Source organism: uncultured Azonexus sp., assembly GCF_937982035.1.
Lineage (GTDB): Bacteria > Pseudomonadota > Gammaproteobacteria > Burkholderiales > Rhodocyclaceae > Azonexus.
Map to the genome: position 1 here is coordinate 40,854 of NZ_CALJNI010000023.1, position 12,346 is coordinate 53,199.

Consider the following 12,346-nt stretch of genomic DNA (forward strand, 5'->3'; position numbering starts at 1 on the left):
AGAGACAGATGATTGCCGAACTCAAGAAAACCGCCGAAGCGAAGATGCAGAAGTCGCTCGAGGCACTCAAGAACGACCTGCTGAAGATCCGTACCGGCCGTGCCCACACCGGCCTGCTTGACCATGTGATGGTCGATTACTACGGTTCGCCGGTGCCGGTGAACCAGGTTGCCAACATCACCCTGGTCGATGCCCGTACGCTGGGTGTCCAGCCGTGGGAAAAGAACATGGTGCAGAAGGTCGAGAAAGCGATCCGCGATTCCGACCTCGGCCTCAACCCGGCCTCGCAGGGTGACCTGATCCGCGTGCCGATGCCGGCGCTGACCGAAGAGCGGCGCAAGGAAATGATCAAGGTCGTCAAGAACGAAGGCGAGGGCGCCAAGGTCGCGATCCGCAACCTGCGTCGCGACGCCAACACCCACCTCAAGGATGCGCTGAAGAAGGGCGAAATTCCCGAGGACGACGAGCGTCGCGCCCAGGATGACGTTCAGAAGCTCACCGACAAATACATTGCCGAAGTCGACAAGATGCTCGCCGCCAAAGAGGCCGAGCTGATGCAGATCTGACGTAGCGGCTGCATGGCCCTGTTCTCCAGTTCGACGCGGGATCTTCCGCAGGTTGCTGCCGTTCCCGCGCACGTTGCCGTCATCATGGACGGTAACGGCCGCTGGGCGAAGAAACGTTTTCTGCCGCGCGTCGCCGGGCACGTCAAAGGTGTCGAACTGGTGCGGGAAATGGTTCGCGCCTGCCTTGAACGCGGTGTCCGCTACCTGACCCTGTTCGCTTTCTCGTCGGAGAACTGGCGGCGCCCGCAGGAAGAAGTCACGCTGCTGATGCAGCTTTTCGTCAAGGCGCTGGAGCAGGAAGTCGAAAAACTCCATCGCAATGGCGTACGGCTGCGCGTGATCGGCGACTTGTCACGTTTCGAGCCGCGCCTGCAGGCCCTGATCCGTCAGGCCGAGGAAACCACCGCCGGCAATACCAGCCTTGATCTGACCATCGCCGCCAACTACGGCGGGCGCTGGGACATCATGCAGGCGGTGAACCGGATGGCGCTGGCGCATCCGGACCAGGCCGGCCAATGGACCGAGGCGGATATCGAACCGTACCTGTCGATGCATTTCGCGCCGGAGCCCGATCTCTTCATCCGTACCGGCGGCGAGGAGCGGATCAGCAATTTCCTGCTCTGGCAACTGGCCTATACCGAGTTCTATTTCACGCCGACCTTGTGGCCGGATTTCGACGCGGCCGAATTCGGCAAGGCGATCACCTCCTACCAGCAGCGCGAACGGCGCTTTGGCCGGACCAGCGAGCAGCTGACGGGCGGCAGCGATGCTTAAAACCCGCGTCATCACGGCGCTGGCCCTGATGGCCGTCCTGCTGCCCAGCCTGTTCTGGTTGCCGCAAATGGCCTGGGCCTGGCTGATCGCCGCCTTCATCGGCGTCGGTGCCTGGGAGTGGGGCGCCTTGCTCGGCTGGAAACATCACCAGCGAGTCCTGCTTGGCGTCGTCACCGCCGCGCTTTGTGCCTTGCTTGCCTGGAGCGAACCGGCGGCTATAGGTGCCGACGGCTTTGCTCCGGCGCAGACCTGGGTGTTCCTGTTCTATGGTCTGTCGGCGCTCTTCTGGCTGCTGCTCATTCCCTTCTGGCTGCGCGGCAAATGGGCTCTGCATGGTGCTTCCGGTCTGCTGGTCGGGGCGGTCGTGCTGCTACCGACCTGGCTGGCCATGGTGCAGTTGCGTGCGGTCGGTCCCGCTGTCCTGCTGGCGGTCTTTGCCGTCGTCTGGATGGCCGACATCGCTGCCTATTTCGCCGGTCGCCGCTTCGGCAAGCGCAAGCTGGCGCCCGGCATCAGCCCGGGCAAGACCTGGGAGGGGGCCTACGGGGCGATCCTCGGCGTGCTCGTCTATGGGCTCGTCATCGGTCATTTCTTCATGGCCGGGGTTTCCCTGCCTCTGTGGGTTGCCGCCTTGCTGTTGGTGACTGCGGTCAGCATCATCGGCGACCTGTTCGAATCGATGCTCAAGCGCAAGGCCGGGATCAAGGACAGCAGCAATGTGCTCCCCGGTCACGGCGGCGTGCTCGACCGCATCGACAGCCTCACTTCCACCTTGCCGGTGGCGGCGCTGGCCTGGCTACTCTTCTTCTACCGCGGATGATGCAGCAGAACATTACCGTGCTCGGATCGACCGGCTCCATCGGCGTCAGCACGCTCGATGTCATCCGTCGTCATCCCGATCGTTACCGGGCCTTCGCGCTGTGCGCGCATACCCAGGTCGACAAGCTGTTCGAGCAATGTCTCGAGTTCCGTCCGGCGTTCGCCGTGCTGCGCGATGCCGCATTGGCCGACGAACTGGCCGGGCGTTGCCGGGCCGCCGGACTGCCGACCGAAGTCCGTCATGGTGTGGCGGCGCAGATCGAGCTCTCGTCGCTGCCCGAAGTCGATGCCGTGATGGCGGCTATCGTCGGCGCTGCCGGTCTGGCGCCGACGCTGGCCGCCGCGCAGGCCGGCAAGCGGGTGATGCTGGCGAACAAGGAAGTGCTGGTCATGGCCGGCGAACTGTTCATGCACGCGGTGCGCAGCCATGGCGCGACCCTGCTGCCGGTCGATAGCGAACACAACGCGATTTTCCAGGCCTTGCCCGGCGACTTCTCGCGCGGCCTGAATGCCTGCGGGGTCGAGAAAATCCTGCTGACCGCCTCCGGCGGTCCGTTCCGCAATACCCCCCTGTCCGAACTCGGGCAGGTGACGCCCGAACAGGCCTGCGCTCACCCGAGCTGGGTGATGGGGCGCAAAATTTCGGTCGATTCGGCGACCATGATGAACAAGGGCCTGGAGGTCATCGAAGCACGCTGGTTGTTCGACGCCGCGCCGGACATGATCCAGGTGGTCGTGCATCCGCAGAGCGTGATCCATTCGGCGGTCCAGTATGTCGATGGTTCGGTGCTCGCCCAGTTGGGCAAGCCGGACATGCGTACGCCGATCGCTTACGCCATGGCCTGGCCGGAGCGGATTGCTGCCGGGGTTGAGCCGCTCGACCTGTTCCGCATCGCCCGGCTGGATTTCTTTGCCCCCGACTTCGAGCGTTTCCGCTGTCTGCAGCTGGCCTACGATGTCCTGCGCGAAGGCGGTACGGCGCCGGCCATCCTCAATGCGGCCAACGAAGTCGCGGTGGCGGCTTTCCTCGACGGAAAATTGTCTTTCCTCGACATCGCCCGGCTCAACGAAGCCGTGCTGACGGCGCTACCGGCCGGACCGGAAGGCAGCCTGGACGACGTGCTCGGTGCCGACACCCAGGCACGCCGGATCGCCGCCACCATGATTGCCGAGGGGCGCCTGGGATGAGCGACCTGCCGTTCTATCTCGCGGCGTTCGCTTTGGTGCTCGGGGTTCTGATCGTCTTTCATGAACTTGGGCATTACCTCGCGGCACGCTGGTGTGGCGTCAAGGTCCTGCGTTTTTCCGTCGGTTTCGGCAAGGTCCTGTGGCAGCGTCGTTTCGGCCGCGATGGGACCGAGTGGGTGGTCAGTGCCTTCCCGCTGGGCGGTTATGTGCGCATGCTCGACGAGCGCGAGGAGGCGGTGGCGCCCGAGGAACAGCATCGTGCCTTCAACCGGCAGACCGTGGGCAAGCGCAGCTTCATCGTTGCCGCCGGCCCGCTGGCCAATTTCCTGCTCGCCATCCTGTTGTACTGGGGTATTTTCATGCACGGCAGTCAGGAATTGCTGCCCGTGCTCGGTCAGCCGCCTGCCGATACGCCTGCCGCCATGGCCCGGATCGAAAACGGCGAGGAAGTCCGGCGCATCGACGGTCAACCGGTGGCAACCTGGAACGACCTGCGCTGGCAGATCCTGCAGAAGGCCGCCGGCAGCGAGCGCGTCGAACTGGAAGTGATCAACGAGCGCGGCGAGATTGCCGTTCGCCATCTCTACCTAGCCGCGGTCGGTGAGGAGGGCTGGGAAGGCGATCCGCTGTCCCGTCTCGGCTTGCGCCTCTATCGCCCGGATATTCCGGCGGTCATCGGCTCGGTCAGCCGCGGCGGCGCGGCGGCGCAGGCTGGTTTGCTGGCCGGCGACCGGGTCTTGCAGATCAATGAGCAGCCCATCGGCAACTGGCACGAACTGGTGATGATCGTCCGCGAGGCGGCCGGGCAGCGACTGGTTCTGCAAGTCGAACGCCAGGGCAGGGTTTTTGCGCTTGAGGTAACTCCGGAAATGGTTGCCGATGGCGGGCAGCGCATCGGGCGCATCGGCATCGGTGTGGCCGAGTCGGCGGAAACCCGGCGCGAACTGCGTACCTTTGTCAGTTATGGCTTTGCCGAGGCGGCGCTCAAGGCCGTGGTCGAAACCGGCGAGCAGTCGCTGTTCAGCCTGCGCATGCTGGGCAAGATGCTGATCGGTGAGGTTTCCTGGAAAAATCTTTCGGGGCCGGTGACCATCGCTGATTACGCCGGGCAGTCGGCGAAGCTCGGTCTCGATTATTATGTCAAATTCATGGCCCTGGTCAGCATCAGCCTGGGGGTCCTGAACCTGCTTCCCATCCCGGTGCTGGACGGTGGGCATTTGATGTATCATATGATCGAAGTCGTCAGGCGGAAGCCCCTCTCCGAGCGGGCAATGGCCATTGGACAGCAGTTGGGTCTGGCCATTTTGTTCTCCTTGATGGCTTTCGCATTTTTTAATGACTTGACTCGCCTCTTTGGCGGCTAACGATGAAAAAAAACCTGTTGTCAGCCCTGATTGCCGGACTTTTTGCCTTGCCCGCCATGGCTTTCGAACCGTTCGTCGTCAAGGACATCCGGGTTGAGGGCATCCAGCGTACCGAGGCAGGTACCGTATTCAGCTATCTGCCGGTCAAGGTTGGCGATACTCTGAGCGACGACAAGGCTGCGCAGGCCATCAAGGCCCTTTTCGCCACCGGTTTCTTCCGCGATGTGCGCATCGAGGTCGAAAAGGATGTCATGGTGGTCGTGCTGCAGGAGCGCCCGGCCATTTCGTCGTTGAATTTCGTCGGCATGAAGGAATTCGAGAAGGACGCCATCGTCAAGGCGCTGCGCGAAGTGGGCATCGCCACCGGCCGCATCTTCGACCGCTCGCTGCTCGACAAGGCCGAGCAGGAACTCAAGCGTCAGTATCTTTCGCGTGGCAAGTATGCCGCGCAGATTACAACGACGGTAACGCCGCTTGAACGCAATCGTGTCGGCATCAACTTCAACATCGTCGAAGGCGATGCCGCCAAGATCCGCCAGATCAACATCGTCGGTGCCAAGGCGTTCAAGGAAAAGGATTTGCTCAGCCTGTTCGAGTTGACCACGCCGGGATGGCTGACCTGGTATTCGAAGAACGATCAGTATTCGCGACAAAAGCTTTCGGCTGATCTGGAAAAGCTGAAGTCTTTCTACCTGGATCGTGGCTATCTGGAGTTCAACGTCGATTCCACGCAGGTATCGATCTCGCCGGACAAGCAGGATGTGTTCATCACGCTGAACGTGACCGAGGGGGATCGCTATCGGGTCGCTTCCGTCAAGCTGGCCGGTGATCTCACGCTGCCGGAAGCGGAGTTCCGCAAACTGATTCAGGTGCGGGCCGGTGATGTGTTTTCGCGGGAAAAGCTGAACGAATCCACCAAGGCGATCAGCGACCGCCTGGGCACCGAAGGCTACGCCTTCGCCAATGTCAATGCGGCACCGGAAATCAACCGCGAAAAGCGTTTGGTCGATTTCACGATTTTTGTCGATCCGGGCAAGCGGGTCTATGTTCGTCGCGTCAATGTGTCGGGGAATACCAAGACCCGAGATGAAGTGGTGCGGCGCGAGATTCGCCAGATGGAAAGCGGCTGGTACGACGCTGCCAAGGTTCAGGCATCCAAGGAGCGTGTCGATCGGCTCGGCTTCTTCTCTGACGTGGCGGTCGAAACACCGCCTGTTCCGGGGACGTCCGACCAAGTGGATGTCAACGTGAATGTCACGGAAAAGGCAACCGGTAACCTGATGCTGGGTGTGGGTACGTCGAGTACCGACAAGATCATTCTGTCAGGCTCTATTGCTCAGAACAATTTTCTGGGTAGTGGCAACAATGTTGCGATACAGGTTAATTCCTCGAAATCAAACCGCACCTACGCATTCTCTTACACTAACCCCTATTTCACGCCCGATGGAGTTAGCCAGGGCTTCGATATCTATCATCGGACAACGGATACGAGTACTACCGATATTGCCTACTACAAATCCAAGTCAACTGGTGGCGGTGTTCGTTTCGGTTTTCCGATCAACGAATTTCAGTCCTTCTCCTTCGGAATCGCGGCGGACACAACAACAATCGACGTTTTTGACGATAGTCCGAACTATTACAAGCGCTACGTCAGGGAGTTCGGCAAGACCAATTTTTCTATTCCACTATCGTTGACCTGGGTCAGTGACAGTAAGAACAGTTTCTTCTTCCCAACGGCCGGGACGTACCAACGAGCCGGCATCGAGGTCGGTTTGCCCGGTGGAGACCTCACCTACTATCGCGCGCATTATCAGTTGCAGCACTATATTCCGCTCTCGCAACAAATAACGTTGATGCTCAACGGCGATGTCGGTGTGGCGAACGGTCTTGGTGGAAAAAAACTGCCGTTTTTCAAGAACTACTATGCTGGTGGGGTGAGTTCCGTGCGAGGGTATAAATCCAGTACGCTCGGTACGTCTGGAACGCTTGAGGGCGATGATCGCCTGGGTGGCAACAGGAAAATTGTCGGTAATGCCGAGCTCCTGTGGAGCCTGCCAGGATTTGAGAAGTCTGCACGTATCGGCCTGTTCTTCGATGCGGGACAGGTATACGCCTCCAGCGACAAGCTCGACCTTGGTGAATTGCGCTATTCTGCCGGCTTGACAGCCTCGTGGATTTCACCGGTCGGGCCGTTGAAGTTCAGCCTCGGTTCCCCCTTGAATAAGAAGAGCACCGATGAGTCCGAAACTTTCCAGTTCCAATTAGGTACTACTTTTTAATTCAGGAGTCTCATGTTGAAAGCAAAAACTCTCCTTCTCGCCTCCTTGATGTCCGCTATGAGTCTGACGGCGGTCAGCGCGGCCGAACTGAAGGTTGGTTATGTCGATACGCAGCGTATTTTCCGCGATGCACCGGCGGCACAGCGTGCCGCGAAAAAGCTGGAAACCGAGTTTTCCCGTCGCGATCAGGAGCTTCAGCGTATGGCCAAGCAATTGCAGGGCTTGCAGGAAGCGCTCGAGAAAAATGCTGTGACGATGGCCGAGTCGGAGCGTCGTGCCAAGGAAAAGGAATTTGGCGACCTGTCGCGTGAATTCCAGCGCCGTCAGCGTGAGTTCCGAGAAGACCTGAACCTGCGCCAGAACGAGGAAAATGCGGCGGTGATCGAGAAGGCCAACCGTGCCATCAAGCAGATCGCGGAATCGGACAAGTTCGACCTGATTCTGCAGGACGTGGTCTGGGTCAGTCCGCGCCTGGACATCACCGAGCGCGTCATCAAGGCGCTGTCCGACGGTAAGTGATGCAGCAATCCGCGAAGGTCATTTCCTTCACGCTTGCCGAGATCGCCGCCCAGCTGGGCGGCGATGTGCTTGGGGACGGCGATATTCGCATTTTCCAGGTATCGACGTTGGCAGCGGCGGGCGAGGGCGAGATCGCCTTTCTCGCCAATCGCAAGTACCGCGGCCAGTTGCAGACGACCCGGGCGGCTGCGGTGCTGCTGTCGCCAGCCGATGCGGCGGGATACGCCGGTGCGTGCATCGTTACCGCCAATCCTTATGCCTATTACGCACGGGTCGCCAGTCTGTTGAATCCGGCGCAGGCCGGGTTCTGCGGTGTCCATCCGAGCGCTGTTGTCGATTCCGTCGTGCCGGAGAGCGTTTCCATCGGTCCGCAGGTCTGCATTGGCCGCGACGTCGAGCTCGGCGACAATGTCGTCATCCATGCCGGTTGCGTGATCGGCGATGGCGTGCGCATCGGTGCCGGCAGCATGCTTTACCCGAACGTCACCGTCTATCATGGCTGCGAACTTGGCGAGCGCGTGATCGTTCATTCCGGTGCCGTGATCGGTGCCGATGGTTTCGGATTTGCCCCGGAGGGCAAATCCTGGGTCAAGATTCCCCAGATCGGTGTCGTGCGCATCGGTCACGACGTCGAAATCGGTGCCAACACCACCATCGACCGGGGGGCGCTGGAAGATACGCTGATCGGCGATGGCTGCAAGATCGATAATCTGGTTCAAATTGCCCACAATTGCCGGATCGGGCCGAACAGTGTGCTCGCCGGTTGTGTCGGTGTCGCCGGCAGTGTGACCATGGGCGAGCATTGCGTGGTTGGCGGGGCCGGCATGGTCACTGGACACCTTTCACTGGCCGAGGGAACGACCATTTCCGCCGGTTCGCTGGTGATGAAGAGCATCGCTGAACCGGGGCAGCGGTTTACCGGGGTCTTCCCGCTCGATAGCCATGACGACTGGGTGCACAATGCTGCGCATATCCGTCGCCTGGGGAAGTTGGCAGATCGTGTTTCAGAACTTGAGAAAAAACTTAAAGAAATTGAAATAAGGGACTGATTAAATGGATATTCATGAGATTCTTGAGCACCTGCCGCATCGCTACCCCTTTCTGCTGGTCGACCGTGTCGTCGAGGTGATTCCGGGTGAGCGCATTCACGCCTACAAGAACGTCACCATCAACGAACCCTTCTTCATCGGTCACTTTCCCCATCACCCGGTGATGCCCGGCGTGCTGATCATGGAAGCCCTGGCCCAGGCGGCCGGCATCCTGTCATTCAAGACCATGGAAGAAAAGCCGTCGCCGGACACCGTGTTCTATTTCGCCGGCATCGACGAAGCCCGCTTCAAGCGCCCGGTCATGCCGGGTGATCGTCTTGACCTGCACGTCACCATCGAGCGTCAGATGCGCGGCATCTGGAAGTACTCGGCCGAAGCCAAGGTCGATGGTCAGCTGGCCGCCTCGGCCAAGCTGATGTGCGCCAAGCGGGACCTGTAAGATGATTCATCCGACCGCCATCGTTGATCCCGGCGCCAAGCTGGGGACCAATGTCGAAATTGGTGCCTATTCGATCATCGGGCCAAATGTCGAGATCGGTGACAACACCGTCATCGGCCCGCACGTGGTGATTACCGGGCATACCCGGATCGGCCGCGACAACCGCATCTTCCAGTTCTGTTCGCTCGGTGAAGAGCCGCAGGACAAGAAATACGCCGGCGAGCCGACCCGACTGGAAATCGGTGACCGCAACACCATCCGCGAATTCTGTACCTTCAACCTCGGCACCGTCCAGGACGCCGGTGTGACCCGCATCGGCGACGACAACTGGATCATGGCCTATGTGCATATCGCCCATGACTGCCAGGTCGGCAACAAGTGCACTTTCGCCAACAATGCTTCGCTGGCCGGCCATGTGGTCGTTGACGACTGGGCCATCCTCGGTGGTTTCACCGGGGTTCATCAGTTCTGCCGGATTGGCGCTCATGTGATGACCGCGGTCAGCACCGTGATTCTGCAGGATGTACCGCCTTACCTGATGGCTGCCGGCAATACCGCCCAACCCTATGGCATCAATGTCGAGGGCCTGAAGCGGCGCGGGTTCACGCCGGATGGCATCACCGCGCTCAAGCGGGCTTACCGGACCATCTACAAGTCCGGTCTACTGCTTGAGGAAGCTCGTGCCAAGCTGACCGAAGAAGCCAAGACCCAGCCGGACATCCAGCGCTTCGTCGATTTCCTGGCGGTTTCCAAGCGGGGCATCATTCGCTGACATGACGGCTGCCGTTCGTATAGCCCTGGTGGCGGGCGAAGCCTCCGGCGACCTGCTGGGCGGTCATCTGATCGCCGCCCTGAAGCAGCAGCTTCCCGGTGCCGTTTTCTACGGCATCGGCGGGCCGCGCATGCAGGCGCAGGGCATGGATTGCTGGTGGCCGATGGGCAAACTGTCGGTCATGGGCTACTGGGATGCGCTCAAGCATTACCGGGAAATTTCCGGCATTCGTCGCCAGTTGAAGAAGCGCCTGCTTGACCTGCGCCCGGACATCTTCATCGGTATCGATGCCCCGGATTTCAACCTCGGCCTCGAGACCGCGCTGAAGCTGGCCGGCGTGCCGACCGTGCATTATGTCAGCCCGTCGATCTGGGCCTGGCGCGGCGGGCGGATCAAGAAGATCGGGCGGGCCGTCAAGCGCGTGCTGGCCCTGTTTCCGATGGAACCGCCGCTGTATCAGAAGGCCGGTATTCCGGTCAGCTATGTCGGACATCCGCTGGCTGACATCATCCCGCTCAAGACCAGCCGTCAGGAAGTGCGTGAAAAGCTGGCCTTGCCGCGCGATTATCCGACCTTCGCGCTGTTGCCGGGCAGTCGCCGCGGCGAACTTGAAACCATGGGCGATTTGTTCGTCCAGACCGCCAAGTTGATCCGCGAGCGTTACCAACCTGAGGCAGTGTTTGTCGTGCCCCTGGCCACGCGCGAGACGCGCCTGCAGTTCGAGGCCGCGATCTATCGGCAGCACGCGGCCGACATCCCGTTCCGACTGCTTTTCGGCCATGCCCAGGATGCCGTCGGGGCGGCCGACGTGGCGTTGATCGCCAGCGGTACGGCGACGCTGGAGGCCGCGTTGGTCAAGCGGCCGATGGTGATCACCTACAAAATCGCCAAATTCTCGTACTGGTTGATGAAGCGTATGGCCTACCTGCCTTACGTGGGCCTGCCCAACGTCCTCTGCGGCCGTTTCGTGGTGCCGGAAATCCTGCAGGACGAGGCGACGCCGGAGAATCTCGCCGAGGCGCTGGTCAAACTGTACGAGGACAAGGAAAACGCAGCGGCGATCGAAGCGGCGTTCACCGACCTGCATCTGCAGTTGCGCCAGAATACTGCCGAAAAGGCCGCCAGGGCGGTGATCGAATGCCTGCGCTGATCGTCCCCGAGGGCCTGGTCTGCGGCGTCGACGAGGCCGGGCGGGGGCCGCTGGCCGGCCCGGTCGTCGCAGCGGCAGTGATCCTTGACCCGAGTCGGCCGATCGACGGCCTCAACGACTCCAAGAAGCTCTCGGAAAAGAAGCGTGCTGCCCTGGCCGTCGACATCCGGGAAAAGGCGCTGGCCTGGTGTGTGGCTGAAGCCAGTGTCGAGGAAATCGATACGCTGAACATCCTGCACGCCACCATGCTCGCCATGACCCGCGCCGTCGCCGGCCTGCAGGTCAGCCCCGAGCGGGCAATGGTCGATGGCAACCGCTGTCCGAAACTGGCCATTCCGGCCGAAGCCGTGGTCAAGGGCGACGGCAAGATCGCCTCGATTGCTGCCGCTTCGATCCTGGCCAAGACCGTGCGTGACAGCGGCATGCTGGAATTGCACCGGACCTATCCGCAATACGGCTTCGACCGGCACATGGGCTACCCGACCGCCGCGCATTTTGCCGCACTCGAAACCCATGGCGCTTCGCCCGTGCATCGCAAGAGCTTCGGTCCGGTCGCCCGGCAATTGTCGCTGCTGTGAAACTGATCCAGTCCCGCGACAACGCCTTCTTCAAGCAATTGAAGCGCCTGGCCGAGTCCGGTCGCGAGCGGCGCAAGGCCGGGCAGACGCTGCTCGACGGCCTGCATCTGGTCGAAGCCTGGGAAACGCACCGGACGCCAGTCGGACAACTGGTGGTCGCCGAGTCGGCACTCGTCGGTGGCGAGATCGCAGCCTATGTCGGCGAGCGCGACTGTATCGTGCTGACCGATGGCCTGATGCGTGAACTGGGCATCGTCGATACGCCCAGCGGCCTGCTCGCCGTTGTCGATTTGCCCCGTGCGTCTGGCGCGGTCGATCTGGACGCGGATGCCGTCCTGCTCGACGGCGTTCAGGATCCGGGCAATCTCGGCAGCCTGTTGCGCACTGCCGCAGCTGCCGGCGTCCGGCAGGTGCTGCTGGCCCCAGGTTGTGCTTCGGCCTGGTCACCAAAGGTGCTGCGGGCCGGGCAGGGCGCGCATTTCATCCTCGACATTCACGAGGAAGCCGACCTGGCGGTGTTCATGGCCGCTTATCGCGGGACGACGGCAGTCACCTGCCTGGATGGCTCGACACCGCTGTTTTCCGCGCACTGGCAAGGACCGCTGGCCTGGGTCTTCGGTGCCGAAGGGCAGGGGGTCCGGCCGGAACTGATCGCCGCCGCCGGCTTGCGCGTGCGCATCCCGATGCCGGGTGCGGTCGAATCGCTCAATGTCGGTGCAGCGGCAGCCGTCTGCCTGTTCGAGACGGTCCGCCGCCGGCAGTCCTGAGGGAATCACTGGAATATTGTTTGTCCCTGGGCTGACGGGGGGCGGAAAAATTGTGGGTTTTGAGTCTGACGGCCTTCGGCCC

General features: G+C 61.4%; 13 protein-coding genes. All 13 read left to right on the forward strand.

From position 1 onward, the window contains the following. Positions 1-8 precede the first annotated feature (8 nt). Genes frr through Q0799_RS15070 form a run of 13 tightly spaced genes read left to right on the forward strand, consistent with a single transcriptional unit; the run spans position 9 to position 12,264 of the window. On the forward strand, positions 9-566 hold the full coding sequence (frr, locus tag Q0799_RS15010) for a ribosome recycling factor (RefSeq protein WP_028995461.1): 558 nt from the start codon (positions 9-11) through the stop codon (positions 564-566). 12 nt (positions 567-578) lie between these two features. Continuing rightward, entirely contained in the window at positions 579-1,340 is a 762-nt protein-coding gene (gene uppS, locus Q0799_RS15015; RefSeq protein ID WP_298399798.1) for a polyprenyl diphosphate synthase, read from the forward strand. Then, on the forward strand, positions 1,333-2,160 hold the full coding sequence (locus Q0799_RS15020) for a phosphatidate cytidylyltransferase (RefSeq protein ID WP_298399801.1): 828 nt from the start codon (positions 1,333-1,335) through the stop codon (positions 2,158-2,160). Before uppS ends, Q0799_RS15020 begins: the two co-directional genes overlap by 8 nt. Beyond that, on the forward strand, positions 2,157-3,347 hold the full coding sequence (gene ispC, locus Q0799_RS15025; protein WP_298399803.1) for a 1-deoxy-D-xylulose-5-phosphate reductoisomerase: 1,191 nt from the start codon (positions 2,157-2,159) through the stop codon (positions 3,345-3,347). Before Q0799_RS15020 ends, ispC begins: the two co-directional genes overlap by 4 nt. Beyond that, on the forward strand, positions 3,344-4,711 hold the full coding sequence (gene rseP / locus Q0799_RS15030) for an RIP metalloprotease RseP (protein ID WP_298399805.1): 1,368 nt from the start codon (positions 3,344-3,346) through the stop codon (positions 4,709-4,711). The genes ispC and rseP overlap by 4 nt, the downstream gene beginning before the upstream one ends. A 2-nt stretch (positions 4,712-4,713) precedes the next feature. After that, positions 4,714-6,990: an outer membrane protein assembly factor BamA gene (bamA, locus tag Q0799_RS15035; protein WP_298399807.1), complete on the forward strand. Its 2,277-nt coding sequence runs from the start codon at positions 4,714-4,716 to the stop codon at positions 6,988-6,990. Between the two features lie 48 nt (positions 6,991-7,038). Further along, the gene (locus Q0799_RS15040; protein WP_298399809.1) at positions 7,039-7,509 is read left to right on the forward strand and encodes an OmpH family outer membrane protein; all 471 of its coding nucleotides are present in this window, start codon (positions 7,039-7,041) and stop codon (positions 7,507-7,509) included. Continuing rightward, the gene (lpxD, locus tag Q0799_RS15045) at positions 7,509-8,558 is read left to right on the forward strand and encodes a UDP-3-O-(3-hydroxymyristoyl)glucosamine N-acyltransferase (protein WP_298399811.1); all 1,050 of its coding nucleotides are present in this window, start codon (positions 7,509-7,511) and stop codon (positions 8,556-8,558) included. The genes Q0799_RS15040 and lpxD overlap by 1 nt, the downstream gene beginning before the upstream one ends. A gap of 4 nt (positions 8,559-8,562) precedes the next feature. Further along, positions 8,563-8,997, forward strand: coding sequence for a 3-hydroxyacyl-ACP dehydratase FabZ (gene fabZ, locus Q0799_RS15050; RefSeq protein WP_298399813.1), 435 nt, complete (start codon positions 8,563-8,565; stop codon positions 8,995-8,997). Position 8,998: 1 nt separating this feature from the next. Then, entirely contained in the window at positions 8,999-9,769 is a 771-nt protein-coding gene (lpxA, locus tag Q0799_RS15055) for an acyl-ACP--UDP-N-acetylglucosamine O-acyltransferase (protein ID WP_298399815.1), read from the forward strand. A 1-nt stretch (position 9,770) separates the two neighbouring features. Further along, entirely contained in the window at positions 9,771-10,919 is a 1,149-nt protein-coding gene (gene lpxB, locus Q0799_RS15060; protein WP_298399817.1) for a lipid-A-disaccharide synthase, read from the forward strand. After that, positions 10,907-11,497, forward strand: a complete 591-nt coding sequence (gene rnhB / locus Q0799_RS15065) for a ribonuclease HII (protein ID WP_298399819.1) — start codon at positions 10,907-10,909, stop codon at positions 11,495-11,497. Before lpxB ends, rnhB begins: the two co-directional genes overlap by 13 nt. Further along, a complete protein-coding gene (locus Q0799_RS15070) occupies positions 11,494-12,264 on the forward strand; it encodes an RNA methyltransferase (protein ID WP_298399822.1) in 771 nt (256 codons plus the stop codon). Before rnhB ends, Q0799_RS15070 begins: the two co-directional genes overlap by 4 nt. The last annotated feature ends 82 nt before the right edge of the window (positions 12,265-12,346 follow it).